Genomic DNA, 25,099 nt, shown 5'->3' with positions numbered 1-25,099 from the left:
ATGGAACGAGGCCGTGACCTTTCGGGACCGGCTGTCCCTGTACCTTGTGACTGACACTGGCCTGTGCCAACCTACTCCGGTAGCCGACGTCGTTGCAGCGGCGGTGGCTGGCGGCGCGACCATGGTTCAGGTGCGCGACAAGAACGCGTCAACCAGGGGTCTGCTGCAGTTACTCCTCGCGGTTGCCGAATCGGTTGGATCGATTGTCCCCGTGTTGGTCGACGACCGGGTTGACGTCTTCCTGGCTGCTCGGGCCCGCGGAGCACAGGTCGCCGGAGTGCACGTCGGTCAATCCGACCTGCCCGTCCAGTTGGTGCGGTCAATCGTCGGTCCGGGTGCGATCGTCGGCCTCAGCGCTGCCACCGGCGGCGAAATAGGGGCCGCTCACAATCTGCAGGCCGGGACAGTCGACTATTTGGGGGTCGGTGCCATCCATGCGACAGCCACCAAAGCGGATCATCCCGACCCCTTGGGATGCGATGGGTTCGGTGCTCTGGCGTCTGCAAGCTCTCTGCCGTGTGTGGCAATAGGCGGGATCGGGGTATCCGATGTGCGCCCGCTCCGCGACGCCGGGGCTGCAGGGGTCGCGGTCGTCTCAGCCGTCTGTGCGTCGACCGATCCGGAGGCAGCGGCACGAGAGTTGACCGGCCAATGGCGCTCCTAGGACCGTTAGCCCTCCGCCGGGTCCCCCGCGTTCTCAGCATCGCCGGAACCGATCCCACGGGTGGAGCAGGTATCCAGGCTGATCTGAAAAGTATTGCCGCAATGGGTGGTTATGGGATGGCCGTCGTGACAGCGCTCGTCGCACAGAACACGAGGGGGGTTCGTTCGGTGCACACTCCGCCGACCGCGTTCCTGCGTGAACAGTTGGATGCCGTGAGCGACGACGTGATCATCGACGCCGTGAAGATCGGAATGCTCGGGGATGTAGCGACCATCGAGGTTGTCCACGAGTGGCTCCTGCGCATTCAACCGCAACTGGTGGTGCTCGACCCCGTCATGATTGCCACCAGCGGCGACCGACTGTTGGCTGACTCGGCTGAAGCATCAATGCGGGGCCTGGTCGGAACGGTGAACCTGGTGACGCCCAATCTGCCCGAACTCGCGGTTCTGGTGGGCGAGCCGATTGCCACCCACTGGCCGGATGCCCTGGACCAGGCGCGGAGGCTCTCTGCCGGTGCGGGAACGGCTGTCCTCGTCAAGGGTGGGCATCTGCTGACGGATTCGAGCCCGGATGCCCTGGTGGATGCGGCGGGAGGAGCGGGGGAGACCCTCCGTGAGTTCCTCGGTCCGCGAGTCGCGACCAGCAATACCCATGGAACAGGGTGCTCGCTGTCCGCTGCCGTCGCGACAGTCATGGCGCGGACGGGGGACTGGGGTACCGCCATCGGTGAGGTGAAGGGGTGGCTGCAGGGGGCCCTGACGTACGCCGACGAATTACAGGTCGGCGAGGGTAGCGGACCGATCAATCACTTCCATCACTTATGGACAGCAGCATTGCCGGGCAAGTGAAGACCTAGGTCCGGTCCGACACGCCTAAATCGACTGACATCCGGCCCCCGTGACATACCGTAGACCCAACCCCCGAGAGGATCCCCATGGCATGTGACGGCTGCAGAACTTCGTCAAAGTTGGACTTTGACTTCAGCATGGCTTTCCAGCCGATCTATGACGCCGTCGCCGGGCGGGTCTGGGGCTATGAGGCACTGGTCAGGGGCTTCGCCGGCGAAGGTGCCTACGACGTCCTCTCGCGGGTGACACCGGAGCAGAAGTACCGGTTCGACCAGGATTGCCGGGTCAAGGCCATCGAACTGGCCTCTCGACTGTTCCCCGTGGGCGAGGACCTGAAGCTCTCAATCAATTTCATGCCCAACGCTGTCTACGAGCCGGCTGCCTGCCTGCGCGCGACGCTGCAGGCCGCCGCCCGCTTCAGGTTTCCGACGTCGGCGATCATGTTCGAGTTCACCGAGAACGAGGAGGTGTCCGACACCGGCCACCTCACGAACATCATCACCGAATATCGCAAGCACGGTTTCACCACTGCCATCGACGATTTCGGGGCCGGTCACGCAGGGCTGGGCCTGCTCGTCGATTTTCAGCCTGACCTGATCAAGATCGACATGTTGCTGATCCGTGGGATCGACACGAGCCCGGCCCGCCAGACCGTCGTCGCTGGCATCGTAGACATGGCAGACAAGCTCGGCATCACTGTCCTTGCGGAGGGCATCGAAACCGAAGCGGAATACCTCGCACTGCAGGCGGCTGGTATCGGCCTGTTCCAGGGGTACTGGTTCGCGAGGCCAGCGTTCGAGGAGCTTCCGCCGTTGCGCGCCGCGATGATGGTATCCAGCGCCGTTGGTAGCTAGCGGCTATCGCGCTTCGCCTAGCGTCTGGCTCCCTTCGAGCGGCTTGAGGCGTCCCGCTTGAGGACTTGCCCTTCCGTGCCCGTTCCAGGCGCTCCAGCTTGAGCTCCTCGGCGGCGGCATGCGCAACCGTGGTGAGCTCCGCACTGACCAACGACAACGCCTCCTCGAACACCTAGGCTCGTGCACGCGCTTTGTCGGATTGTTTGGATGCCTTCCCCCGGCCACCGGATTCGGCAACTTTCCCCGCCGGTGACCCGGCGGCCAGTGGGCACTGGTGACCTGGCGCCAGGAAAGGAAGTCCCGGCTCAGTCGTCCGAGACCATCACGGAGACGTCGATGTTGCCCTGGACGGCATTGCTGTAGGGGCATACCTGGTGTGCCTTGTCCGCCAGGGCCTGTGCCTCGTCCTGTGACAGGCCGGGGACAACTACTTCGAGGGTTACCTGAAGTGAGAAGCCACCGTTGTCGTTGCGTCCCAGGCCCACCTTTGCGCCCACACTGGAGTCTCCCAGATCTGCTTTGGCCTCGCGGGCGACCAGTTGCAGGGCCGAGTGGAAGCAGGCGGCGTACCCGGCCGCGAACAGCTGCTCGGGGTTGGTGCCCTCACCGGAGCCGCCAAGTGCCTTCGGCGCTGCGAGGGCAAAATCGACCTGTCCGTCGTCGGTGCGGGTCCGGCCGTTTCGTCCGGCTCCGGTGGCGATGGCCTCGGCGGTGTAGATAGCGTTCATGGTTCTCCTCGTTGATTGGTCAAGCGGTCGGTGGGTGGTCTGGTGCTGAAGGGTCAAGCGGTCGATGCTCTTGAGCCGTCAGTGGTGCTCAGGTGTGGTCAGCGGGGGACGGTGTCCCGCCCATGGGTGACCTGGCAGCAGTGCAGAAGCGTGCCGCGAGGACGTGGAGCGCTGCGAGCTCCTCATCGCTCATCGCGAGGTGGTCCCGCAGGTCTCCCTGGAGGGAGGCAGCCTGTGACTTAAGCCCCGCGCCGCGTTCGGTCAGACGGATGGTGACGGCGCGGCCGTCCTGGCTTTCCCGGCGACGCTCCACCAGCCCGAGGGTCTCCAACCGTTTCAGCAGCGGTGAGAGGGTGCCGCTATCCAGATGCAGTCGGGACCCCAGCTGCGACACGGTGCGGCAATCCTCCTCCCAGAGAACGAGCAACACCAGGAACTGCGGATAGGTGAGCCCGAGGGGGGTCAGCGCCGCCTGATAGGCGCCCGCCATGGTCCGGGCTGCGTCGTAGAGCGCAAAACACAGCTGGTTTTCGAGCCGAAGGTCACCTTCCATTCCCCCATCCAATCACCAAACTAGATTGTGCACAACTTATATCCTGGTACTCGAGCCACGATCCGTAACCGGAACGGCGCCCGCCCCTACAGGAGGGGCGGGCGCCGTTCCGGGTGGCAGCCTAGGTGCGTCGGGACCTAGTGGAAGGTCTTCCCGTTGACCCGCTCGGCTGCGCCCACCCGATCCAGGTACGGTGTGATGCCGCCCAGGTGGAAGGGCCAGCCGGCACCGAGGATGACGCACAGGTCGATATCCTCGGGCGCGGCAACCACTCCCTCATCAAGCATGCGGCCGATCTCGTCGGCGAGGGCATCCTGGGTCCGGCGGAGCACTGCCGCGCTGTCCGACGGCGTGTCACCTCGGGACATCAGCGCGAGGGTCGACTCGGGCACCGTTTCAGTGCCGTCCTCACCCTTGACCCAGAGACCCTTGATCCCGGCGTCGATCAGCTTCTGCTGGTTGGCCGAGACATGGAACCGGTCACCAAACGAGGTATGTAAGGATTCCTGGACGTGCTGACCCACCGGTAGCCCCACCAGGGCGAGCAGGCGGAACGGGGTCATGGGAAGCCCCATCGGGCGCAGCGCGTTGTCAGCGGTTGCGGCGTCGGTGCCCTCATCGAACACCGCAGTGATCTCGCCAAACATCCGCCCGAGGATGCGGTTGACCACAAACGCCGTCGCATCCTGCACCAGTACGGCCGACTTCTTGAGTTCCTTGGCCAGTGCGAAAGCGGTGGCCAGGACGGCGTCGTCGGTGTGTGGTGCCTTGACGATCTCCAACAGTGGCATGGCCGCCACCGGGTTGAAGAAGTGGAAACCCACCACCCGTTCGGGGTGGGCGAGGTCGGCGGCCATCTCGGTGACCGACAGCGAGGAGGTGTTGGTCGCGAGGATGCACTCGGACGACACCACAGCTTCGACCTCCGCGAAGACCGCCTTCTTGACGCCGAGCTCTTCGAAGACCGCTTCGATCACGAAGTCGGCGTCAGCAAACGCCTGCTTCGAGACGGAACCGGAGACCAGTGCCTTGGTCCGGTTCGCCGCATCGGGGGACAGCCGCTTCTTCGACAGCAGCTTGTCGACCTCGGCGTGGACATAAGCCACTCCTTTGTCGACGCGCTGCTGGTCGATGTCGGTGAGGACCACGGGGACCTTGAGCTGTCGAGCGAACAGCAAGGCGAGTTGCCCGGCCATCAGGCCAGCGCCGACGACGCCGACCTTCGTCACCTTCCGCGCGAGCTTGCGGTCGGGAGCACCCGCAGGACGCTTGGCCCGCTTCTGCACCAGATCCAGGAACGCGTACACCGTCGCATGGAACTCGGGCGTCTGCATGAGGTAGGTCAGGGCCTCGCACTCGGCGGCGGCTGACTCCTCGCGGGTGAGGTTCTTTCCCGCTTCAAAGAGGTCAAGGACCTTCCCGGGTGCGGGTGCGGCGTTGGACGTCTTGGCCGCGACGAAGGCCCGGCCCGCGGCGACCGCCGCATCCCAGTCGGTGTCCGTGTAAGTGCCATGCTCGGCACGGCGGGCGTCGACGGCTGAGGGATCCTTCAGGACCCCGGCGGCCCAGGCGAGGGATTGCTCCAGGAAGTCGGCTGGCTCCAGCAACACATCGGCGATGCCGAGGCCGAACGCGGCGCGCCCGTCGAGCATCCGGTTGTTGCTCAGCGGGTTCTCGATCATCACCTTCATGGCCGCGGCCGGACCGATCAGCCGCGGCAGGCGGTAGACACCGCCCCACCCTGGGACGAGACCGATGAATGCCTCCGGCAGGCCGATTCCGTTGGCCCCGGTGGAAATGGTGCGGTAGTCCGCAGCGAGGGCCACCTCCAGGCCGCCACCGAGCGCCACCCCGTTGATGAAGGCGAAGCTCGGGACCCCGAGACTCCCCAGGAGGTTGTAGGCCTCGTGGCCGAGCTCAGCCATCAGGGAGCCGTACTCGGCGGCCTTGAGCGATTTGACGGTCGACAGATCGGCACCGGCCACCAGGAAGTAGGGCTTCCCGGTGATGCCCACGGCGGCTAGCTCGCCGTTGGTCGCACGGGCCTTCAGCCCCTCGAGCACCCGGCCGAGTTCGATCAGCGTGTTGGGTCCGAGGGTGGTGGGCTTGGTGTGGTCCAGCCCGTTGTCCAGGGTGATCAGGGCGAGGGTCCCGCCCCCGTGGGGCAGGTCGATGTCCTGGACGTAGGAATGGGTGATGACCTCGTCGGGCACCAGCGCCGCGAGTGTCTCATAACGGTCAAAGCTCATGCTGCGTCCTCCGCTGCGTTGGTCGAATAGTCAGGGTGGTGAGGGTTCTCCCAGATCACCGTGGCGCCCATGCCCAGGCCGATGCACATGGTGGTCATGCCGTACCGCACCGATGGGTCCTCTTCGAACTGCCGGGCCAGCTGCAGCATCAGGCGCACTCCTGAGGATGCCAGCGGGTGGCCGACGGCGATCGCGCCGCCATATCGGTTGACACGGGGGTCCTCATCGGCAATACCGAAGTGGTCCAGGAAGGAGAGCACCTGCACGGCGAACGCCTCGTTGATCTCAAACAGGCCGATGTCGTCGATGGACAGACCCGCCTGGCGCAGGGCTTTCTCCGTGGCCGGTACCGGCCCGATCCCCATCACCTCAGGCTCGACGCCGGCGAACGCGTAGGCCACCAGACGCATCTTCGCGGGCAGGCCCAGCTCGGCGGCGGCATCCGAGGAGGCGAGCAACGCGGCGGTGGCGCCGTCGTTCAACCCGGCGGCGTTTCCCGCAGTGACCCGACCGTGAGCGCGGAACGGGGTGCGAAGCGCGGCCAGGTCCTCGGTGGTGGTGTCGGGCCGTGGTGGCTCGTCGACCGTATTGAGGGTCCACCCGGTGCCTTCCTTGCGGGAGGCGACGGGCACCAGATCGGGTTGGATCTGTCCGCCCGCGTAGGCGGCGGCGAGCTTCGTCTGGCTGGCGACAGCGTACGCGTCGGTGCGGTCCTTGGTGATGGCGGGGAATCGATCATGGAGATTTTCTGCCGTGTTGCCCATGTTCAACGCCGCAGGGTCAACCAGCCGTTCGGACATGAACCGCGGGTTCGGGTCGGTGTCGGCACCCATGGGGTGGTTTCCCATGTGTTCAACACCGCCGGCGATCACCACGTCGTACGCACCGAAGGCGATGCCCGACGCCGTCGTGGTGACGGCAGTCATGGCGCCGGCGCACATCCGGTCGATCGCGAAGCCGGGCACCGTCCGTGGGAGACCCGCGAGCAGCGCGGCGGTGCGGCCGATGGTGAGCCCCTGGTCACCGGTCTGGGTGGTGGCGGCGATGGCGACGTCGTCGATTCGGTCGGGGGGCAGGGTTGGGTTGCGGCGCATCAGGTCGCGGATGCACTTGACCACCAGATCATCGGCACGGACGCCCGCGTAGATGCCCTTCTCACCGGCCTTGCCGAACGGAGTCCTGACACCGTCGACGAACACGACATCCTTGATCCGGCGACCTGAGCCGGTCTGCGCTGGCACTGTAGTGGTGCTCACCTATTGCTCCTCATTGAGTCTTGATTCGATCCGAGATAGTGATTCGACCCTATGTTACTTGTGAGTAACTTAGCCTGCAAGGATGGCTCAGCGGAAGTGTTGAAGACCGGGGGACTACCGGGTTGAGTCTGCGGTCCTCGGTGTTTTCTCGGGTAGCGGATCGGGGTCCAGGAACGCCACCGTCAGCACCGCAGCAATTTTTTCAATCTGCCAGGGACGCGCGCCCAGTTCGGCCAGCGCCGCGCTGATCGACTCGAGCGTGATCTCGGTTGGCGGACGCCAGGCCACCCGGCGCAGATAGTCGGGTGTCAGGAGGTTCTCGATGGGCAGATTCGAGGATTCCGCTATTGCTGCCAGCCGGGGACGCGCCGTCGCCAGCCGCGCGGCGGCCTCCGGATCCTTGTCCGCCCACACCCGAGGCGGAGGGGGTGCATTGGTGGGCACCTGCAGATCGGGGAGTTGGTCCGATGACCGTCCGTCGCTGATACAGCGCAACCACCTCGGCGCCTCCCGCGACGCCGCACGGCCATGGAAGCCGCTGGTGCCCAGCAGCTGCGGGACTGTTGTTGGCAAGGCCTTGGCCGCGGCCAGGATTGCCGAATCGGGGATCAGGCGGCCCGGGGCAATGTCCCGGTTCTTGGCAAGGTCCTCGCGTTCGAGCCAAAGCTGTCGGACCACCGCCAGCTGACGCCGGTCGCGGATCTGGTGCAGACCCGATGTCCTGCGCCACGGGTCGACGCGCGGCTCGGCGGGCGGGGTGTTGCGGATGTGCTCAAATTCCTGCTCGGCAAGGTCAAGTTTTCCATCGTGGGTCAACAGGGCAATCAGTTCGGCGCGTAGCTCGGTCAGCACCTCAACGTCCAGGGCGGCGTAGCGCAGCCACGGTTCGGGCAGCGGGCGGCGCGACCAGTCAGCGGCTGAGTGCTCCTTGGCCAGGGTGTATCCGAGGAGGCTCTCGATGACCGCAGCCAGCCCAACGCGGGGCATCCCTGCGAGGCGTGCAGCGAGCTCGGTGTCGAAGAGCCGGTCGGGCCACATCCCGAGCTCCGACAGGCAGGGCAGATCCTGGGATGCCGCGTGCAGGATCCATTCAACTCCTTCAAGCGCCTCATCAATGATGCGGAGGTCGGTGAATGGTTCGGGGTCGATCAGCCAGGTGCCGGATCCTTCGCGTCGGATCTGCACCAGGAAAGCGCGTTGCCCGTAACGGAATCCGGATGCGCGCTCCGCGTCGACGCCGGCTGGGCCGGTGCCCTGAGCCAACATCCGGGCCGCACGTTCCAGGCCGGCCTGGGTGTTGATGACCAGCGGTACACCGTCTTTGGGTTCGTTGAGGAGGGGGAGCGGTTCGATGACGTCCTCAACCGGTGCGTCATCACCCGGCGTGCGATCGTCAGGATGCTGCGAAATCTGCGAGGTCATGATGGGTCCAGTCTAGCCGCGCGGTTCGGACTGGCGAGCCAGCCCGACGGCGGGGTGCGGCCAGGGCGCGGTGGGCTAGCTTCGGCGACGGTTCGGCAGGGAGGTGACGCCCTCGGGCAGCGGCGGTAGACCGGCGAAGGTGCACACCATATCCGCCCAGGCCTCCAGATGGTTCCGCACCATCGACGAGCCAGGGGTCCAGGACGCACGCAGTTCAATATCGATGCTGTCGGGTCGGTCCGTCAGCGTGCCATAGCTTTCGGAGAGGATTCGGGTGGCTGTTCCCCCGGCGGAGCCGTACTCGGCGCCGTGGTTTTGGAGGGCTTCCACCAGCCACGTCCAGGCGACTGATCCCAGCAGGGAGTCGTTTCCCATCTCGGGTTCGAGTTGCGCCCTGATGTAGGTGACAATCCGAAACGTGCCGCCCCAGAGGTCGGAGCCGTTGGGGTCATGCAACAGGATGAAGCGTCCGGTGGCCAATTCTTCCGGCTCACTGCCCGCGAAAGCGGCCAGTGCAGGACCGTGCACGGGCCTCCGGTGCGGTTCGGCCTGGAATACTTCAGCGCCAAGGGCCACAGCAAAGGGTGCCAGCCGCGAGGGCGCCGGAATTTCGTCCAGCCGGATCTCGTTACGGCACGTCGCCTGGCGAAGTTCGGTCAGGGCTGACTGGAACTCGCGGGGCATGGGGGTCAGATCGCCAATTGCGCTCACTCAGGAAGGCTATGGCACACCGACCCCCGTGCCGGGCAGGCTCGCCGATACAGCCGGCGAGATTGTTCTAGGCCTGGAGATGCCCGATCTGGTGTGGGCTGGCGGCCGTTTCCCGGCGGATCGCCTCGGCGAAAGCGTCCACGTCGTCGGCAGTGGTGTCGAAGGAACACATCCAGCGCACTTCTCCGGTGGCGGTGTCCCAGTCATAGAACTTGAACTGCTCGCGGACCCGCTCCGCGGCGTCGCGGGGGAGGACGGCGAAGACTGCGTTCGCAGCGGTCTGCTGTGTGAGCTGCACCCCGGGAATCTCCTGGACCAGTGCTGTCAGGCGTGCTGCCATGGCGTTGGAGTGCGCAGCCGAACGAAGCCACAGCCCATCCTCCAGGAGGGCGATGAGCTGCGCCGAGATGAACCGCATCTTGGAGGCGAGCTGCATGTTCATTTTGCGGAGGTACGTGAGACCAGTCGCTGCGTCAGGGTTCAACACCACGACGCACTCACCAAAGATCAGGCCGTTCTTGGTACCGCCGAACGAGAGAATGTCGACTCCCGCGTCCCTCGTAAAGGCGCGTAGAGGCAGGTTGAGCGCCGCTGCAGCGTTGGCGATCCGTGCCCCGTCCAGGTGCAGGTACATGCCGCGGGCGTGCACGTGGTCGGCAATCGCCCTGATCTCTTCCACCGTGTAGAGCGTCCCCAACTCGGTGGTCTGCGTGATGGAGACGGCCAGCGGCTGGGCCCGGTGCTCGTCGCCCCAACCCCAGGCTTCCAGATCGATCAGCTCTGGGGTCAGTTTGCCATCCGGGGTGGGCACGGTGAGGAGCTTGATTCCGGCAATGCGTTCGGGTGCCCCGTTCTCGTCCTTATTGATGTGGGCCGTTTGAGCACAGATCACTGCGCCCCACCGCGGCAGCATTGACTGCAGGCTCAGGACGTTCGCTCCGGTCCCGTTGAAGACCGGGAAGGCTTCGGTGCCGGCACCGAAGTGCTCCTGCATCAGTTCCTGCAGTCGGTGCGTGTACACGTCGTCGCCATAGGCCGTTTGATGGCCGCCGTTTGCGGCGGCCAGGGCCGCGAGGATTTCCGGATGAACTCCCGAGTAATTGTCGGACGCGAAGCCGCGGACATCGGGATTGTGCAGGGAGGCTGGGGGCGCGATGATTTCAGTCACCTCTCAATTATCACCCAGGCGATAGGTCATCCTCAGCGTTCGCTTCGCTGCCACCAGCTGGGGCCCGGTTGAACGGTGGATCAAACGGTATTACGCTTTTGTGGGCCCGGGAATGGGCTGGTGATACGGATGTCCTTCGAACATCCTGGCATCCGAGACGCAGGGGGTGCGATGCCTGGCCGTACTTTTCAGGTGACCCGCCGGGCCGGCGTCGTCGTGGGGCGGATCGTGGTCCACCTCCTGATCGGAGTCGGTCTCGCCCTTCTCATGGCTGCAGTCATTATCCGCCTCTCCTGGGGCGAGATTTCGGTGAACCAGATGTTCCTGAACATCGTCGCCGTGGAAGCCGATGGTGGTGGCGGATCCATCGTCTGGATGAGCGTCCTGGGCATTGGCGTGGTGCCCCTGCTCACCACAGGGGGGATCGCCGTCTGGCTGTATTTCCGGCGTCGTCAGCGCCGCCGTGCGGGCGACAGTCAAGTGCCTCGTCGCGCGCCGTGGATTATGCGCACCGTCTCCGTCGCCCTGGTGGCCGCAGTTGTCGTCGGTGGCACCACCGCTTTTGCTGCCACGGTCGGCGTGCGCGACTACCTTGAGGCGGCCAACTCCAGGTACGACGTCGGCGACTACCATGTGGAGCCGACCGTCACCAGTGCCACGAACAAACGCAATCTGGTCCTGATCTATCTTGAGTCCGGCGAGGCCACGCTCGCTGATGACCAGCTTTTCGAGAAGGATGCCTTCGCACCGCTCAAGGCGGCCACGAAGGCGTCGGACGGCTGGCAAAGCGTTGAGGACCTGAAACAGTACGAGGGCGGGGGCTGGACCATGTCCGGGATCACCTCGACGCAGTGCGGAATCCCGCTCAAGGGTATTGGCTCCACCTCGGGAGGCGGCGCCTACAACGCGCTCGGCGGCACCGTTCAGACCTACCTCGAAGGGGCGACCTGCCTGGGTGATGTCCTGGGTGGGCACGGCTACACGAACGTCTTCCTCGGGGGAGCCAACGCCGCGTTCGCTGCGAAAGACGTCTTCCTGAGCGGGCACGGCTATTCCGAGGTGAAGGACCTTCCAGACTGGCGTGCCGCGGGTGAGCCGGAAGAAGCTTTCCGCAGCGACTGGGGCCTGAGCGATGAACGCCTGATGGCTCACGCGAAGGACGAGGTCGACGAGTTGCACGCCGAGGCGGAGAGGACTGGTCAGCCGTTTAACCTCTCGATGCTGACCCTGGATTCCCATGAGCCGGTGCACATCTACGACTACTGCACCGTGGATACGCAGAGCGAGGTGACCGCCGCGTTCTCCTGCTCGATGACGCAGGTGGCCGGATTTGTGGACCATATGAAGGAGCAGGGCTACCTCGAGGACACTGCTGTCGTGATCATGGGGGATCATCTCAAGCAGATCGGTGGCGGCCATGCTTTCCAGGCGGAGCTGACGGATCATGACAACCGCACCATCTTCAACCGGATCTGGATTCCAGGGGAGAATGGGAACAGTACCCTGCGCCCCCGCGTGGACCAGCTGAGCATGTACCCGACAATCCTGGAAGCTGCCGGCCTGACGCTCCAGGGCAGGGAGGCCGGGCTGGGTGTTTCCGCCTTCGCCCCCACTGTCCCGGCTGGTTCAGCGCAGGCGCTGCAGCCCAGTCAGTACGAGGAGCTGGTGAGCTCACTTTCCCCGCACTTTTACGCGAAAGCCTGGGGCGGCGAGGACGCCGCCGCTCAGTAGCGTCTGCCCTAGCCGGGCAGGATGATGCGTTGGCCGTTGACCGATGGCGCCTCGGCGGCGTAAAGGCCAACCACGGCTGCCGCCAGATCATCGACGTGGGTGTACCCGGGGAATCTGCGTTCTGGGTGCGCGTCCCGTAGAGCGTCGTCGACGAGGGCTTTCACCACGAGGATGGTGGCAGCGGAGGTCTGGCCCGCGCTCTCGGTGGTACTGTCGCCGGCGGGTTCCTGATCACGCCGGAATCCGTCGGCCACCGCCCGGGTCCAGGCTTCCGCTGCTGACTTGAGAGCCGCATAGGAGGCCACTGCCGCCGTCGGGCTGTCCACGGCGGTGGAGGACACGATGGCCACGCGCCCTCTGGATGATGCGAGAAGTGCGGGGTAGAAGGCGCGGGTGGTGTTCCGCAAGGTGGTGAGCACGCTGGTGTGGAGCAGTTCGTAGTCATCATCCGTCTGCCCGGCGATTCCCTTGCCGCCGCGCCAGCCGCCCACCAGATGAATGAGGCCATCGAGTGACTCGTAGTCAGCGCTGAGCGCCTGACAAAGCTCGGTGACAGCCTGCGCATCGGCCAGATCACAGACCCGGCGGTCGACGTCGTCGAGATGGCCCAGCGCCTGCTCCAGCCGGCCGGCGTGTGATCCGACAGCTACCACGGTGGCCCCGTGCCGGCTGAGCAAAGTGGCGCAGGCGACGCCCGAAGCGCCAGCGGCGCCGGCAACGACCACTGTCAGTCCGTGGAGCGCTGTCAGTCCGTCGAGCGCTGGCGACGCGTTGCTCACTCGGCGGTCCCGGTGATGCCAGCGGTGGACTCGATGACGGGTTTCATTTTGCGGTCCAGGGCTTCGAAGAACATCGACAGCGGGAATTCGTCGTCGAGTACTGCATCAGTCAATCCACGAGGTGGGCCGGTCAGGTCGAGGGCGTCCGGACCCTTGGCCCAGGCCGATGCCGGATGAGGCGTGACGGTTTCGGTGACCAGTTGATAGGCGGCAAGCCAGTGGGCGGTCTTGGGCCGGTCAATGGAACGCCAGTACAGGTGCTCAATCTTCTCCCCGAGGGCGATGACGACGGCGGGAACCTCCGCCCAGTCGATGCTCAGACGGGTGTCGGTCCAGTGCAGTACATGGTGCTGGTGCATCCACGCGAACAGGAGCTGGCCTCCCAGGCCGTCGTAGTTCCGGACCCTGCTGCCGGTGATGGAGAAGCGGAAGATCCGGTCGAAGATGACCGCGTACTGCACCAGTCGTGCATGCCTGCGGGTCTCGTCGGAGGCAGATTCGTCGAGCGCGATTTTCACTGACTCACGGAACGCCGTCAGGTCGCACCGCAGCTCCTCCAGCGAGTACAAGAAATAGGGCATGCGTTGTTTGATCATGAACGGGTCGAACGGAAGGTCGCCGCGCATGTGGGTGCGGTCATGGATGAGGTCCCACATGACGAAGGTCCGCTCCGCCAGTTGCTGATCCCCGACGAGTTCCGCGGCTTCGGCTGGCAGCTCCAGCTTGGTGATTTCAGCTGCGGCGGTGACCACCCGGCGGAAGCGTGCCGCCTCGCGGTCGGCGAAGATGGCGCCCCAGGTGAACTGCGGTGTGGTGCTGACGGCGACGGTCTCCGGGAAGAGGACAGCCGAGTTGGTGTCATATCCAGCGGTGAAGTCGAGGAAGCGGATGGGGACGAAGAGTTTGTTGGAATACTCCCCGGCCTCGAGTTCAGCGATGAACTCGGGCCAGAGGACTTCAATGAGCACTGCCTCGACCAGCCGGCTGGTGCTGCCGTTCTGCGTGTACATGGGGAATACCACCAGGTGTCGGAGTCCGTCGACCCGGTGCTCCTGCGGCTGGAACTGCAGCAACGAGCTCAGGAAATCGGGTACGCCGAAGTCCGTGGACTGCCACGTCTGAAAGTCCTTGACGAGGGCCGTGAGGTAGCCGGCGTCGTGGGGGAAGAGCGGCGCCAGGGCCGTGATGGCCTCGACAATGGCGTCGACCAGTTCGGACGCCACGGCATGGTCCGACGGCTCCGGGACGGATCCGTCCTTGACCTGAAGCGGTTGCAGGGCCGAAGCGGCGGCTTTGAGCTGGAGCCAGGCCGGCGAACTCTCGGGGGCTCCGGCGGGTGAGACGAGGCTGGTGTCAATGGTGGTCGAGGTCATGGCAGCCAGCCTAGCAACCCAAAAGGTTTACTTATCCAAAAGTTAATCAAGCATAAGCAATTCTAATTTATCGCCGGGTCTCACGGGCGGGGAGGCCCAGATCTGCTGGACCTCCCCGGGTGTGGCTCAGGGCTGTTCGAGCAGCTTCATGGACACCGAGTTGATGCAGAAGCGCTGGTCGGTGGGGGTGCCATAGCCCTCACCTTCAAACAGGTGGCCGAGGTGGGAGTCGCAGTTGGCACACCGGACCTCGGTGCGCTGCATCCCCATGGAATGATCATGCAGGTACCGGACGGTGTTCTCGGCGAGGGGTGCCCAGAAGGACGGCCACCCGCAATGTGAATCGAATTTTTCATTGCTGGTGAAGAGCTCGTGCCCGCAGGCGCGGCACTGGTAGACACCCTTGGTGTTGGTGTCGTAGTACTCGCCGGTGTAAGGCCGCTCTGTGCCAGCCTGACGAAGGACCCGGTATTCCTCGCTGGTCAGCTCGGTGCGCCATTCGTCGTCGGTCTTCTGGACAGGGACATCGCTGGATTCTGTTGTGCTCATGTTTCCTTCAACGCCTAAGAACCGCCGATAAATCCCGAACCGGAGTAGAGGTGCAGCACAGGCACGCCCAGCCGGTCCTGGGCCTGATTGGCCCAGTCGGTGTGCAGGGTATCGGCGACGGCGTGCGGTCGGGTGATGACCACGGCTTGCCGTGCGCCGTGCTCAGTGACGGCGTCGACCATTGCCTCGACGGCGTTCCCGGTGGCAATGACGCCGTGGGCGGTGAGGCCGTGGGCCTCGGCCACCCGCAGCGAAGCTTCGAGGGCCGCCTCGGCGCTCCCACGTGACTCCTGGGCCGATGGCTGCCCCTGGGACAGTTCGCGGAACGCGTCAGCGAATTCCAGCAAGCTCAGATGATGGAAGAACTCGGACATCACATTCTTGTGCCGGTCATCGGGGATCAACACGAGCAGCGTGGCCTGTTCCTCACCCACCAGGGTCAACAGGTTCTTCGCGTCGCCGTCGTTGAGGCTCTCTTCGGTTAGTACCACTATCGTCTCGGACATGAGCCAAGACTAGTGCTCCAACGCGTTGCACCCTAGTGCAGGGGACAGCGCCCAGCACGACACCCGCTCCTGTGTGCTGCCGATCCTCCTGTTCTCAGGCAAGAATGGGGGTATGCGTAAACTTTCCGCCACCATGCCGGAGCAGTCCGCCACCGCCCCCTGGGTCAAATGGACCATGCTCGGGGTAGGGATTGGCGGTGCCGTCGGCTCAACGATTGCGGCTGGCACCTCCGGTCTTGCTGCGCATTTCGCGCGTCAGGTAGTGACTCCAGCCCGGGGCAGGGACGAAAACCTCGACATCCTGGCGGTGATCGGCACCGGGGGTAATCAGCAGGTCATTCTCCCAGCGAATGACGACACCACCGTCGAAGGGACTTACAGTCTCTACTTCGACGGTGGAGCTGGACACGCCCGGATCGGGGCGATCCTGTCCTATGTCCCGCGCGAAGGGACCGTGCAACGCGAGGTGGAGGCGGTGTACTCAGGGGACCTGGCCGGCGCGACGCGCGGCTGGTGGAGCGGAGCCGTCTTTCCCTCGCCGTCGGCGGTTGGATTCGCTGACGAAGAGGTGGACATCCCGGTCGACGGGGGAGTAGCTCCGGCCTGGCTGATCCGCGCCGAGGAAGCCTCGAAGGATTGGGCGGTCATGGTCCACGGCAGGGGAGTGCAGCGGAGCGAAGGATTGCGGGCGGTGCGTCTGGCCAGGTCATTGGGCCTGACCAGTCTGTTGACCTCGTACCGGAACGACGGCGAAGCCCCGCACGCAGCCGATGGCAGGTACGGGCTCGGGATGACCGAGTGGCGTGATGTTGAGGCGGCGATCGACTACGCGGTGGCGCACGGTGCCGAGGGTGTGGTGCTTTTCGGGTGGTCAATGGGTGGTGCCATCTGCCTGCAGACCGCTGACCTCTCGGGTCATCGTCAACGGATCAGGGCGCTGGTGCTTGACGGTCCCGTGGTCAACTGGATTGAGGTACTCGCCTATCACGCCCAGCTCAACCGCATCCCCGCACCCATTGGCCGGCTGGGCCAGTGGCTGCTGACCAACCGTGCCGGCCGGAAAGCCACGGGCCTCGCGGCGCCGCTCGACCTGAAGAGCCTTGACTGGGTGTCACGGGCCGAGCAGCTGACCATTCCCACACTCATCATCCACAGCGAGGACGATGAGTTCGTCCCGGTAGGAGCCTCGGCTGAACTCGCAGAACGCAACCCTGCGTTTGTCACGTTCGAGCGGTTCCACCGGGCCCGCCACACCAAGGAATGGAATGTGGACCCGATGAAATGGGAGCAGACGGTGGCCAACTGGCTTGCCCCCGTGCTCCACGGCCGTGCCCGGCCGGGCGTCCGGAACTGACAGTTTCGGAACTGACAGTACGGAACTGACAGGCCGGAACTGGGCTGCCTAGCTCCTGCCGTCCAGGCCGGTCAAGCTGGTTAGCTGGTCTGCCCGGCCCTGACGGTGCGTTTGATCCGCCCCAGCATGGCCGTCATCCCGCGCATCCGCAGCGGCGTGATGGCCCGGGTGAGTCCTAACCGGTCAGGGACGTCATCCGGCACGGCAAGGATGTCGGCAGAGGAGAGCCCGTCCAGACCTTCCTGCAGCACCCCGGCGAACCCGCGGGTCGTCGGAGCCTCCGGCGGAGCCGAGAAATACAGGTGCACGATCTGTTCGGGGCTGTCGTCGATGTCGACGCTGAGGAACAGGGGAGTCTGGCATTCGACCACCTGTTCCAGCAGTTCCGGATGCTCCTGCAGATGCTGGGGCAGCTCGGGAAGTCCCTGGGAGAATTCGAGCAGCAGCTGCAACCGGTCAGGTTCGTCGAGCGCCTGAAAATCCTCGACGATCTCACTCAGCTTGACGGGAAGTCCAGTGGTCATGACGCCGGAACCTCGCCGCGCTCTTCACCCTTGACGATCGGGACGCGCACAGCGTTGCCCCACTCGGTCCACGAACCGTCGTAGTTGCGTACCTTGGTGAAACCCAGCAGGTGGAACAGGACAAACCAGGTGTGGCTGGACCGTTCGCCGATACGGCAATAGGCGACGACGTCGTCGTCATCCTTCAGTCCCACTTCATCCCGGTAGATCGCGTCGAGTTCGGCCCGGCTTCTGAAGGTGCCATCCTCGGCGGCGGCGCGAGCCCACGGGACGGACGCCGCGGTCGGGATATGGCCGCCGCGAAGCGCGCCTTCCTCGGGGTACGCGGGCATGTGGGTCCGTGCGCCGGTGTATTCGTCCACCGAGCGGACATCGATCAGCGGGTTTCCCAGGTGACCGAGGACGTCGCTCAGGTAGGCGCGGATCGGAGCGTCATTGCGTTCCACCACTGGATAGTCGGCGGCCTGCGGCGCCGGCACCTCGGTGGTGGTGGGCCGACCCTCAGCGAGCCACTTGTCGCGGCCGCCATCCAGCAGCCGGACGTCCTCGTGTCCGAACAGGCTGAAAACCCAGAGCGCGTAAGCTGCCCACCAGTTGCTTTTGTCGCCATAGATGACGACTGTCGAATCCCTGGTGATTCCCTTGGCTGACATCAGCCGGGCAAAGGCGGCGCCGTCAACATAGTCGCGGGTAACCTCATCGTTCAGATCCGTGTGCCAGTCGACCTTGACGGCACCGGGGATATGGCCCGTGGAATAGAGCAGCACGTCTTCATCAGACTCCACCACCACTACTGACGGGTTGTCGAGATTCTGGGCTAGCCAGTCCGCGGAGACGAGCCGTTCCGGGTGGGCATAGTGAGCGAACTTCTCGTGGGGGTCTGCTGCGACTGACATCCGTTGGCCTTTCTCGTGACGAACTTGTGGTCTCTACTAGCCTAACCACGGGTTCACCCATTTATTTCCGGCGCGTTCACCGCACGCCACAAACGGCGGGCTGTGGGGTTCTCGCAGGGCGCGAAGGCCGGCGAAAGTGCCGTATTCTTGCCTACCGTGGCAACTATTGAGCAGCTCTCTCAGCGGACCCCCAAAGTTTCGGTCGACGAACTCCTGACCGGGTTCTATCCGTCCCCTCGTTTCGGTGACGTGTCCTTCGACAGTTACCGTCCGGACCCCGCGCAGCCATCGCAAGCTGCGGCCGTCAAAGCGTTGTCAGAGTTCGCCGACATGGTGAACCAGCCGGAGCCGACCGGCCTGCGGAAGCTCTTCGGCGCCAAGAAGCCAGCGGCGCGGGCCGGAATCTACCTGGACGGCGGTTTCGGTGTCGGGAAGACCCACCTCCTGGCATCCCTGTGGCACGCAACGGCCGGCAAGAAGGCCTTCGGCACGTTCGTCGAGTACACCAACCTGGTGGGGGCGCTGTCCTTCCGCCGCGCCGTCGACGCCCTGAGCGGTTACGCGCTGGTGTGCATTGACGAGTTCGAACTCGACGATCCAGGCGACACGGTCCTGATGTCCCGCCTGATGCGTGAATTGGCGGACGCTGGGGTCAAGCTCGCTGCGACCTCCAACACCCTTCCGGGTTCGTTGGGGGACGGGCGCTTTGCGGCGGTGGATTTCCAGCGGGAAATCCAGGTCCTCGCCGACCAGTTTGACGTGCTCCGGATTGACGGTGAGGATTACCGCCACCGCGGCCTTCCCGAGGCACCTGTCCCCTTCAGCGAATCCGGCCTGCACGACCGGGTCCGCGAGCTCAAGGCCGGCCCGGACGGTATCCTCGCCGAGGATACGTTCAGCGATTTGGTGAAACACCTGTCCGGAGTGCATCCAAGCCGGTACCGTCAGCTGATCGATGGCGTTGATTTCATTGCCTGGCACCAGGTGGCCACCATTTCGGAGCAGGCGGTGGCGCTCCGCTTCGTCGTCCTCGCGGACAGGATCTATGACAAGGACATCCCCGTCCTGGCTAGCGGCGTAGCCTTCGACCAGCTTTTCACCGAGGAAATGATGACCGGTGGCTACATGAAGAAGTATCACCGGGCGGTGTCACGCCTGACTGCCCTGGCACGCCAGGGCAGCGAGGTCTAGCCCGACCCCCAGCACGCAAAAAGTGCCGGTGCTGCCTCGCGGCAGGACCGGCACTTTCTTGTCGAGCAGTAGGTCTTATACGGCCGGGGGAGTTCCGGGGCCAGCTGGCCGGTTGGTGTCCCCGCGGTCGGTCTTATCGACCATTTCGGAGGCTTTGGACTGAACCTTGTCGATCTTGTCGGCGTACTTGCCTCCGGTCTTGCTGTCAACGAAGTTGCCAGCGTGACCGATGCCGTCCTTGATCTTTCCAGAGTTTTCGCCCACCAGCTCGGTTGCCTTTTCCTTCAGCATCCCGGCCTTGCCTTTGAGCCCGTCAAATACAGACACAGGCACCTCCTTTCGATCCGGGAACCTGTTGTTCCCTCTGCCGAATATCTTAGGCCGATCACATGGCAGTTCCAAGGACATAGCCTGTGCAACAGCTGGGTGTCCGCCCCTGGCGTATTTCCTCCCCAGATTGCCCGTTCAGCGGGGGTGTGACACCCTTAACGAGCCAGATGGCACCCGGACGAGGTGCGCCGTACCCGGTCAGCGACAAGACGGCGTTTCAGGAGTGAGACTGTCATGGCATGGATTGTTCTAGTGGTATCCGGCGTACTCGAAGCCGTGTGGGCCACAGCCCTCGGAAAGTCGGAGGGCTTCACTCGGTTAGTCCCCTCAATTATTTTCGGTGTCGCGGTGACCCTCAGCATGATTGGTCTGGCCTGGGCGATGCGTACCCTGCCCGTCGGGACCGCCTATGCGGTCTGGGTGGGGATCGGGGCCTCGCTGACTGTGGCCTACGCGATGATTTTCGACGGCGAACCCGCGTCCGTCATCAAGGTGCTGCTGGTCCTCGGGATTGTGGCCTGTGTGGTGGGCCTGAAACTGCTGCACTGACCCTGGGCTAAGCCCTGAACGGGGCGGGTACCGGGTGGGATCCCCGGTGGCTGGTGTTGGAATGCGTGGAGCGGACGACGGGATTCGAACCCGCGACATCCACCTTGGCAAGGTGGTGCTCTAGCCAGCTGAGCTACGTCCGCGAAAAAGCGGTACCCGGTGAATTCCGAAGAAACCACGGGAACCGCTTTGAGTGGGCGATACTGGGATCGAACCAGTGACCTCTTCCGTGTCAGGGAAGCGCGCTACCGCTGCGCCAATCGCCCATCGAAATGGGTGCAAACCTCTGTACTGGAGGTGGGGACGGGATTCGAACCCGCGTATACGGCTTTGCAGGCCGCTGCCTCGCCTCTCGGCCACCCCACCGTGCCTAGTAAACCAGGACTGCCGAAACGTACTTCAACAGCTACAGTGACTTGCGAGCGGACGACGGGATTCGAACCCGCGACATCCACCTTGGCAAGGTGGTGCTCTAGCCAGCTGAGCTACGTCCGCATGTTGAGTGATGATTCACAACCCGGTGAAAATCCTTGGATTTGCAGGGTTATTCGTCGTTTTCCAACGAGTAAAAACTCTATAGGAGGAAATGGGGTTCGTCCAATCCGCGTCCTGCAGCGCCAGAGCGCGCCAAATGTCGATTGTCAGTATCCGGTGTCAGACTGGAAGCATGACACAACCGCTGCTGGCTCACTCGACAGAGCACGGACGCATGTATGCCCGTTCCACCCAAGACCGCCCGATCGTCCCCTCGATCACCACGGTGATCTCCCAGGCTGGCGCGTCGCTGGACGGGTGGATCGGCTACATGGCTGCCAACGCCGTCGCCAACGATCCCCGCATCTCCGCGGCACTGGGCAATCCGGCGCAACTCCGGACCATCGTGAAGGACGCATCCGTCGCGGCGGAACGGTACCGCGACGAGGCGGCCGAACGGGGCACGCGGGTGCACTACTACTGCGAGCAGGTGGCGCTTCGCGATCTGGAACAGGCGCACGACGTCGACGCCGCCCGGGCTGCCCTGGCGGCGAACGGTGAAGAGGCCTTCGCTGATCGGTTTGACGAATGGTGGACCCTGTACCAGGTCCGCCCGATCGCTGCCGAACTGACCGTCTGGAACGAGGACGTCGGTTACGCCGGGACCCTTGATCTGCTGGCCGAGATTGGGGGACGGATGTGCCTGATCGACTTCAAGACCAAGAACACCGACCGTGACGGGCAGGTCAAGCCGCTGGATGACAAGGTGGTGATGCAGCTGGTGGCCGGCATGAAGGCTCAGGAAAGCTTGGTCGACGGCGAGAAGGGTGTCTGGGAGCCGTGGAAGTATGACCACGAGCTGATCCTGCTGGGCGTCGCGATCGGTAAGACCGAGGTGCGTGCCATGCGTGCCAACCCCGAGGTCCTGAAAGAGCACTGGTTCCGGTTCTGTGCCCTGCGCCGGTCCTGGGAGGCGGGGCTCGACGCCGCCGCGGCTGGCCGCGCACTGCTGCCGATTGGACCACCGCCGGTACCCGCCGTCGGCGCTACGGCCAGCGGGATGGCCGGTTAGCCTTCCTTCGGCTGAGGTCGACAAGGTTCGCGCCTAGAATGGCATCGACCCACAGTGAAGTATTCGCAACGTTAGGACCACGGAGAGCATGGCCGTCTTGAGCATTCGGATCATCGGCGACCCGGTACTGAGAACCCCCTCCGCCGAGGTCACCAATTTTGGACCCGAACTCGCCAGACTGGTTTCGGACATGATGGAAACCATGGACGACGTGCACGGCGCCGGGCTCGCAGCACCCCAGGTGGGGGTAAGCCTGCGGGTTTTCACCTTCAGGATTGACGACGTTTCCGGGTACGTCGTTAATCCTGTCCTCGAGGTGAAAGCCGAGGACGAGAACGAGACCCAGGCTGAGGCCCAGGCCGAGACCCAGAACGAAAACAGGGACGAGGAGTTGGAGGGTTGCCTGTCGATCCCGGGACTCGGCTACCCATTGCAGCGCGCGGGCTGGGCGAGGGTGACGGGCGTGGACATCCATGGGGCGGCCATCGCCTATGAGGGAACCGGTATGCTCGCCCGCTGCTTCCAGCACGAGACGGACCACCTCAACGGCTCGCTGTACATCGAACGCCTCGATGGGGAGCACCGCAAGGCCGCGATGCGCGCCATCCGGAGCTCGGCCTACTCCACAGTTGCCGACCAGACCACGCGGGACCGGTCACAGTCACTCGGATCCAGCTTCGGGCTCGGCGTGTCAGCCGCCCGCCCTACCACCGGCTCGCGCCAGAGTGGGACCAGACGAGCATGAGAGTCCTCTTCGCCGGTACTCCTGCCGTGGCGGTGCCCTCCCTTGACGCGCTGGTGGCTGCCGGGTTCGACGTCGTCGCCGTGCTGACACGTGAAGACGCGCCATTGGGCCGCAAACGGATCATGACGCCCAGCCCGGTGGCCACCCGGGCGGCGGAACTGAATCTCCCTATCATCCGCGCCAACCGGATTGACGGCGCAGTCACCGCACAGCTTGCTGACTTCAACATCGCGGTCGCAGCGATCGTTGCCTACGGCGGATTGGTTCCGCAGCCAGCGCTGGATCTGCCGGAGCACGGCTGGATCAACCTTCATTTTTCGCTGCTGCCGGCCTGGCGGGGCGCCGCCCCGGTGCAGCACTCAGTCATGGCCGGTGACGAAATCACGGGCGCCTCCACCTTCCGTCTGGAGGCGGGCCTGGACACGGGCCCGGTTTTCGGCACCATGACCGAAACGGTCCGACCCAGCGACACCAGTGGCGAGTTGCTGGAACGGCTAGCCCACAGCGGCGCCGTCCTGCTGGTCCAGACCCTCTCAGCCATTGCGGCTGGCCGGGCCGTGGCAGTTCCCCAGCAGGGAGATGTCAGCCTGGCACCCAAACTCACCATTGACGACGCCCGGGTGGACTGGAGCCGGCCGGCTCTTGCCGTCCGCCGACTGATCAATGGTGTGACCCCCGAGCCGGGCGCCTGGACCCAGTTAGGTGATCAGCGGGTGAAGGTGGGGCCGGTATCGCCGTGGGTCGACAGTCCTGAGTCGGGGGAAGACGCCGTTGCGGCGCTCACCCCGGGCGAAGTGACGATGGCCGGGACTGCCGTGCTGGTCGGAACGGGCTCCAGTCCCGTGGTCCTGGGTGATATCCAGCCTGCCGGGAAAAAGATGATGCGGGCACAGGACTGGGCGCGCGGCGCCCTTCAACAAGGAGAGCTGGTTTTTTCGTGACGAGGTTATTTTCGTGAGCAATCCAGGGCAGGGCAAAGCGGGCGGCCCGGATCGTCGTCGTAATGCGGCCGGACGGGAACGGAACAGGTCTGAGCCACGCGGGTTCTCTACTGCCGCACCGTCGGAACGGACACGACGCGCCGATCCGGCACGACTGGTCGCGTTCGAGGTGCTGCGCGCCGTCGCCGCCGACGACGCCTACGCCAACCTGGTGCTGCCGGTCAGCATCCGGAAGCACAAGCTGGACAAGCGTGACGCAGGCTTTGCCACTGAACTGGCGTACGGAGCGTTGCGTGGTCAGGGTACGTATGACGCAGTGTTGGCGAAGTGCGTTGACCGCCCCCTGGAGAAGCTCGATCCGGCCATCCTCGATGCGCTGCGGATTGGCACCCACCAGCTGCTCGCCATGCGGGTCCCCGCTCATGCTGCCCTGGACCAGACCGTCGGCCTGGCCCGCGCCGTCATTGGTGCAGGACCGTCGGCCCTGATCAATGCAGTGCTGCGGCGGGTTTCGTCGAAATCCCTCGAGGAGTGGACAGCAGAACTCACCGCCGGTGTGACTGATGCCACCAAAGTCAGCTCACTGACCCACAGCCACCCGGAATGGATTGTCCGGGCGCTTCGGCAGGCCCTCGTCGATCACGGCCGGGACGTGTCAGAGATTGAAGCACTGCTCGCCGCGAACAATGCGGCACCGGTTGTTAACCTCCTGGCCCTCCCCGGGCTGGGGTCCCTCGACGAGGCGTTCGAGGCCGGAGCTGTTCCTGGAGAGCTGGCCGAAGGATCGGCACTGTTCTCAGCTGGCGACGTCGGGCGTCTGGAAAGCATCAGGACCGGCACCACCCGGGTCCAGGATGCCGGATCCCAGTTGGTTGCCCGTGCCCTCGCGGCAGTGCAGCTGGAGCCAGTACAGCTGGAGCCAGTGGGGCCGGAAGCAGGGGGACCTGAAGCTGCCGAAGAGGACGCGCGGTCGGTGAGACCTGGTACCGCCGGCCGCTCCGAACAGTGGCTGGACCTGTGCGCTGGACCCGGCGGAAAATCGGCGCTGCTGGGTGCCCTGGCACAGCAGCGGGGCAACACGCTGGTGGCCAACGAGCCGTTGGAGCACCGGGCTCAGCTGGTGCGGCAGGCGCTCCGGCCGCTCAACCCTGCGGTCTGGACAGTGCGGGTCGGCGACGGCCGCACCGTCGCCGAGGATTTCCCTGACACCTTTGACCGGGTACTGGTGGACGCGCCCTGCACCGGACTCGGGGCATTGCGCCGACGCCCGGAAGCCCGCTGGCGGCGTAAGCCCTCCGATATCGCCGGACTCGGAACGCTGCAGCGTGAACTCCTGGCCGCCGCGCTGACGGCCGTTCGACCCGGGGGAGTTGTCGCCTACGTGACCTGTTCCCCGCACCCGGCCGAGACCTCGGCAGTGGTCCAGGATTGCCTGCGCCGCCGTGACGACGTCGAACTCCTCGACGCGGGGGCGGTCCTGGACGACGTCAGCCTCACCGGTTCGCTGGCCGCGGGCCACGAGTCAACAGCCCAGCTCTGGCCACACGTGCATGGCACGGATGCGATGTATCTGGCCCTGATTCGCCGGACCGCATAAAACCACCCTCCACCCCGCCGCAGCCAAGGAGCGCC

Annotated in this window: 25 protein-coding genes, 4 tRNA genes and 1 riboswitch; of the genes, 11 read left to right on the top strand and 18 right to left on the bottom strand. The window is 64.8% G+C overall.

Annotated features, from left to right (window positions below; translation table 11 throughout):
• Positions 1-13: 13 nt before the first annotated feature.
• From thiE to ABD059_RS16835, 3 genes are all read left to right on the top strand, one after another.
• Complete coding sequence (gene thiE, locus ABD059_RS16845; RefSeq protein WP_343882136.1) at positions 14-664, top strand: thiamine phosphate synthase; 651 nt, start codon at positions 14-16, stop codon at positions 662-664.
• Positions 652-1,512: a bifunctional hydroxymethylpyrimidine kinase/phosphomethylpyrimidine kinase gene (thiD, locus tag ABD059_RS16840; protein WP_343882134.1), complete on the top strand. Its 861-nt coding sequence runs from the start codon at positions 652-654 to the stop codon at positions 1,510-1,512. The genes thiE and thiD overlap by 13 nt, the downstream gene beginning before the upstream one ends.
• A 137-nt stretch (positions 1,513-1,649) precedes the next feature.
• The gene (locus ABD059_RS16835; RefSeq protein WP_343882132.1) at positions 1,650-2,366 is read left to right on the top strand and encodes an EAL domain-containing protein; all 717 of its coding nucleotides are present in this window, start codon (positions 1,650-1,652) and stop codon (positions 2,364-2,366) included.
• A 305-nt stretch (positions 2,367-2,671) separates the two neighbouring features.
• Here ABD059_RS16835 and ABD059_RS16830 read toward each other — a convergent pair whose 3' ends face one another.
• From ABD059_RS16830 to ABD059_RS16800, 7 genes are all read right to left on the bottom strand, one after another.
• Positions 2,672-3,094: an organic hydroperoxide resistance protein gene (locus tag ABD059_RS16830; protein ID WP_343882130.1), complete on the bottom strand. Its 423-nt coding sequence runs from the start codon at positions 3,092-3,094 to the stop codon at positions 2,672-2,674.
• An 88-nt stretch (positions 3,095-3,182) separates the two neighbouring features.
• The gene (locus ABD059_RS16825; protein ID WP_343882128.1) at positions 3,183-3,647 is read right to left on the bottom strand and encodes a MarR family winged helix-turn-helix transcriptional regulator; all 465 of its coding nucleotides are present in this window, start codon (positions 3,645-3,647) and stop codon (positions 3,183-3,185) included.
• Positions 3,648-3,784: 137 nt separating this feature from the next.
• Positions 3,785-5,896, bottom strand: coding sequence for a 3-hydroxyacyl-CoA dehydrogenase NAD-binding domain-containing protein (locus ABD059_RS16820; RefSeq protein WP_343882126.1), 2,112 nt, complete (start codon positions 5,894-5,896; stop codon positions 3,785-3,787).
• On the bottom strand, positions 5,893-7,152 hold the full coding sequence (locus ABD059_RS16815; protein WP_343882124.1) for a thiolase family protein: 1,260 nt from the start codon (positions 7,150-7,152) through the stop codon (positions 5,893-5,895). The genes ABD059_RS16820 and ABD059_RS16815 overlap by 4 nt, the downstream gene beginning before the upstream one ends.
• A gap of 114 nt (positions 7,153-7,266) precedes the next feature.
• A complete protein-coding gene (locus ABD059_RS16810) occupies positions 7,267-8,574 on the bottom strand; it encodes an HRDC domain-containing protein (protein ID WP_343882122.1) in 1,308 nt (435 codons plus the stop codon).
• A gap of 75 nt (positions 8,575-8,649) precedes the next feature.
• Complete coding sequence (locus ABD059_RS16805; protein WP_343882183.1) at positions 8,650-9,258, bottom strand: DUF3000 domain-containing protein; 609 nt, start codon at positions 9,256-9,258, stop codon at positions 8,650-8,652.
• A gap of 94 nt (positions 9,259-9,352) precedes the next feature.
• Complete coding sequence (locus ABD059_RS16800) at positions 9,353-10,453, bottom strand: threonine aldolase family protein (RefSeq protein ID WP_343882120.1); 1,101 nt, start codon at positions 10,451-10,453, stop codon at positions 9,353-9,355.
• Between the two features lie 171 nt (positions 10,454-10,624).
• Between ABD059_RS16800 and ABD059_RS16795 the strand changes: the two genes are divergently transcribed.
• The gene (locus ABD059_RS16795) at positions 10,625-12,184 is read left to right on the top strand and encodes an LTA synthase family protein (RefSeq protein WP_343882118.1); all 1,560 of its coding nucleotides are present in this window, start codon (positions 10,625-10,627) and stop codon (positions 12,182-12,184) included.
• Positions 12,185-12,192: 8 nt separating this feature from the next.
• Here ABD059_RS16795 and ABD059_RS16790 read toward each other — a convergent pair whose 3' ends face one another.
• The 4 genes from ABD059_RS16790 to ABD059_RS16775 all read right to left on the bottom strand — a co-directional run bounded on the left by ABD059_RS16790 (position 12,193) and on the right by ABD059_RS16775 (position 15,391).
• Positions 12,193-12,963, bottom strand: a complete 771-nt coding sequence (locus ABD059_RS16790) for an SDR family NAD(P)-dependent oxidoreductase (RefSeq protein WP_343882116.1) — start codon at positions 12,961-12,963, stop codon at positions 12,193-12,195.
• Positions 12,960-14,336, bottom strand: a complete 1,377-nt coding sequence (locus ABD059_RS16785) for a DUF6421 family protein (protein ID WP_343882114.1) — start codon at positions 14,334-14,336, stop codon at positions 12,960-12,962. The genes ABD059_RS16790 and ABD059_RS16785 overlap by 4 nt, the downstream gene beginning before the upstream one ends.
• Before the next feature lie 126 nt (positions 14,337-14,462).
• A complete protein-coding gene (gene msrB, locus ABD059_RS16780; protein WP_343882112.1) occupies positions 14,463-14,885 on the bottom strand; it encodes a peptide-methionine (R)-S-oxide reductase MsrB in 423 nt (140 codons plus the stop codon).
• Between the two features lie 14 nt (positions 14,886-14,899).
• Positions 14,900-15,391, bottom strand: coding sequence for a hypothetical protein (locus ABD059_RS16775; RefSeq protein WP_343882110.1), 492 nt, complete (start codon positions 15,389-15,391; stop codon positions 14,900-14,902).
• Positions 15,392-15,503: 112 nt separating this feature from the next.
• Between ABD059_RS16775 and ABD059_RS16770 the strand changes: the two genes are divergently transcribed.
• Entirely contained in the window at positions 15,504-16,745 is a 1,242-nt protein-coding gene (locus ABD059_RS16770; RefSeq protein ID WP_343882108.1) for an alpha/beta hydrolase family protein, read from the top strand.
• Positions 16,746-16,825: 80 nt separating this feature from the next.
• On the opposite strand, the gene ABD059_RS16765 is transcribed toward ABD059_RS16770, so the two are convergent.
• Together ABD059_RS16765 and ABD059_RS16760 are read right to left on the bottom strand one after the other, a co-directional pair.
• Entirely contained in the window at positions 16,826-17,269 is a 444-nt protein-coding gene (locus ABD059_RS16765) for a SufE family protein (protein WP_343882106.1), read from the bottom strand.
• Positions 17,266-18,165 (bottom strand): sulfurtransferase, encoded by a 900-nt coding sequence (locus tag ABD059_RS16760; protein ID WP_343882104.1) that lies wholly within the window; start codon positions 18,163-18,165, stop codon positions 17,266-17,268. Before ABD059_RS16760 ends, ABD059_RS16765 begins: the two co-directional genes overlap by 4 nt.
• 156 nt (positions 18,166-18,321) lie before the next feature.
• On the opposite strand from ABD059_RS16760, the gene zapE reads away from it, so the two are divergent.
• On the top strand, positions 18,322-19,356 hold the full coding sequence (gene zapE, locus ABD059_RS16755; protein ID WP_343882102.1) for a cell division protein ZapE: 1,035 nt from the start codon (positions 18,322-18,324) through the stop codon (positions 19,354-19,356).
• Positions 19,357-19,431: 75 nt separating this feature from the next.
• On the opposite strand, the gene ABD059_RS16750 is transcribed toward zapE, so the two are convergent.
• Entirely contained in the window at positions 19,432-19,683 is a 252-nt protein-coding gene (locus ABD059_RS16750; RefSeq protein ID WP_019482837.1) for an antitoxin, read from the bottom strand.
• Between the two features lie 160 nt (positions 19,684-19,843).
• A riboswitch (guanidine-III (ykkC-III) riboswitch) is annotated at positions 19,844-19,905 on the top strand.
• A 15-nt stretch (positions 19,906-19,920) separates the two neighbouring features.
• On the opposite strand from ABD059_RS16750, the gene ABD059_RS16745 reads away from it, so the two are divergent.
• Positions 19,921-20,235 (top strand): DMT family transporter, encoded by a 315-nt coding sequence (locus tag ABD059_RS16745; protein WP_343882100.1) that lies wholly within the window; start codon positions 19,921-19,923, stop codon positions 20,233-20,235.
• Between the two features lie 66 nt (positions 20,236-20,301).
• On the opposite strand, the gene ABD059_RS16740 is transcribed toward ABD059_RS16745, so the two are convergent.
• The 4 genes from ABD059_RS16740 to ABD059_RS16725 form a co-directional block, all read right to left on the bottom strand.
• Positions 20,302-20,378, bottom strand: a tRNA-Gly gene (locus ABD059_RS16740).
• A gap of 51 nt (positions 20,379-20,429) precedes the next feature.
• Positions 20,430-20,501, bottom strand: a tRNA-Val gene (locus tag ABD059_RS16735).
• 26 nt (positions 20,502-20,527) lie between these two features.
• Positions 20,528-20,601, bottom strand: a tRNA-Cys gene (locus ABD059_RS16730).
• Positions 20,602-20,656: 55 nt separating this feature from the next.
• Positions 20,657-20,730 (bottom strand) — tRNA-Gly (locus tag ABD059_RS16725).
• Positions 20,731-20,902: 172 nt separating this feature from the next.
• Between ABD059_RS16725 and ABD059_RS16720 the strand changes: the two genes are divergently transcribed.
• The 4 genes from ABD059_RS16720 to ABD059_RS16705 all read left to right on the top strand — a co-directional run bounded on the left by ABD059_RS16720 (position 20,903) and on the right by ABD059_RS16705 (position 25,064).
• Positions 20,903-21,781 (top strand): cytochrome, encoded by an 879-nt coding sequence (locus ABD059_RS16720; RefSeq protein ID WP_343882098.1) that lies wholly within the window; start codon positions 20,903-20,905, stop codon positions 21,779-21,781.
• A gap of 88 nt (positions 21,782-21,869) precedes the next feature.
• A complete protein-coding gene (gene def, locus ABD059_RS16715; RefSeq protein ID WP_343882096.1) occupies positions 21,870-22,526 on the top strand; it encodes a peptide deformylase in 657 nt (218 codons plus the stop codon).
• On the top strand, positions 22,523-23,467 hold the full coding sequence (gene fmt / locus ABD059_RS16710) for a methionyl-tRNA formyltransferase (RefSeq protein ID WP_343882094.1): 945 nt from the start codon (positions 22,523-22,525) through the stop codon (positions 23,465-23,467). The genes def and fmt overlap by 4 nt, the downstream gene beginning before the upstream one ends.
• A gap of 13 nt (positions 23,468-23,480) precedes the next feature.
• Complete coding sequence (locus ABD059_RS16705; RefSeq protein ID WP_343882092.1) at positions 23,481-25,064, top strand: RsmB/NOP family class I SAM-dependent RNA methyltransferase; 1,584 nt, start codon at positions 23,481-23,483, stop codon at positions 25,062-25,064.
• The last annotated feature ends 35 nt before the right edge of the window (positions 25,065-25,099 follow it).

This window comes from Arthrobacter flavus, assembly GCF_039526005.1.
In the GTDB taxonomy this organism is placed as follows: Bacteria; Actinomycetota; Actinomycetes; order Actinomycetales; family Micrococcaceae; genus Arthrobacter_D; species Arthrobacter_D flavus.
This window is presented reverse-complemented; position numbering and strand designations above follow the sequence as displayed.

Excerpts from the sequence above, each read along its gene's own strand:
- thiD (WP_343882134.1), top strand. The coding sequence starts at position 652 with ATGGCGCTCCTAGGACCGTTAGCCCTCCGCCGGGTCCCCCGCGTTCTC.
- ABD059_RS16835 (WP_343882132.1), top strand. The coding sequence starts at position 1,650 with ATGGCTTTCCAGCCGATCTATGACGCCGTCGCCGGGCGGGTCTGGGGC.
- ABD059_RS16830 (WP_343882130.1), bottom strand. The coding sequence starts at position 3,094 with ATGAACGCTATCTACACCGCCGAGGCCATCGCCACCGGAGCCGGACGA.
- ABD059_RS16825 (WP_343882128.1), bottom strand. The coding sequence starts at position 3,647 with ATGGAAGGTGACCTTCGGCTCGAAAACCAGCTGTGTTTTGCGCTCTAC.
- ABD059_RS16820 (WP_343882126.1), bottom strand. The coding sequence starts at position 5,896 with ATGAGCTTTGACCGTTATGAGACACTCGCGGCGCTGGTGCCCGACGAG.
- ABD059_RS16810 (WP_343882122.1), bottom strand. The coding sequence starts at position 8,574 with ATGACCTCGCAGATTTCGCAGCATCCTGACGATCGCACGCCGGGTGAT.
- ABD059_RS16805 (WP_343882183.1), bottom strand. The coding sequence starts at position 9,258 with ATGCCCCGCGAGTTCCAGTCAGCCCTGACCGAACTTCGCCAGGCGACG.
- ABD059_RS16795 (WP_343882118.1), top strand. The coding sequence starts at position 10,625 with ATGCCTGGCCGTACTTTTCAGGTGACCCGCCGGGCCGGCGTCGTCGTG.
- ABD059_RS16785 (WP_343882114.1), bottom strand. The coding sequence starts at position 14,336 with ATGACCTCGACCACCATTGACACCAGCCTCGTCTCACCCGCCGGAGCC.
- msrB (WP_343882112.1), bottom strand. The coding sequence starts at position 14,885 with ATGAGCACAACAGAATCCAGCGATGTCCCTGTCCAGAAGACCGACGAC.
- ABD059_RS16775 (WP_343882110.1), bottom strand. The coding sequence starts at position 15,391 with ATGTCCGAGACGATAGTGGTACTAACCGAAGAGAGCCTCAACGACGGC.
- ABD059_RS16770 (WP_343882108.1), top strand. The coding sequence starts at position 15,504 with ATGCGTAAACTTTCCGCCACCATGCCGGAGCAGTCCGCCACCGCCCCC.
- ABD059_RS16765 (WP_343882106.1), bottom strand. The coding sequence starts at position 17,269 with ATGACCACTGGACTTCCCGTCAAGCTGAGTGAGATCGTCGAGGATTTT.
- ABD059_RS16760 (WP_343882104.1), bottom strand. The coding sequence starts at position 18,165 with ATGTCAGTCGCAGCAGACCCCCACGAGAAGTTCGCTCACTATGCCCAC.
- ABD059_RS16745 (WP_343882100.1), top strand. The coding sequence starts at position 19,921 with ATGGCATGGATTGTTCTAGTGGTATCCGGCGTACTCGAAGCCGTGTGG.
- ABD059_RS16720 (WP_343882098.1), top strand. The coding sequence starts at position 20,903 with ATGACACAACCGCTGCTGGCTCACTCGACAGAGCACGGACGCATGTAT.
- def (WP_343882096.1), top strand. The coding sequence starts at position 21,870 with ATGGCCGTCTTGAGCATTCGGATCATCGGCGACCCGGTACTGAGAACC.
- fmt (WP_343882094.1), top strand. The coding sequence starts at position 22,523 with ATGAGAGTCCTCTTCGCCGGTACTCCTGCCGTGGCGGTGCCCTCCCTT.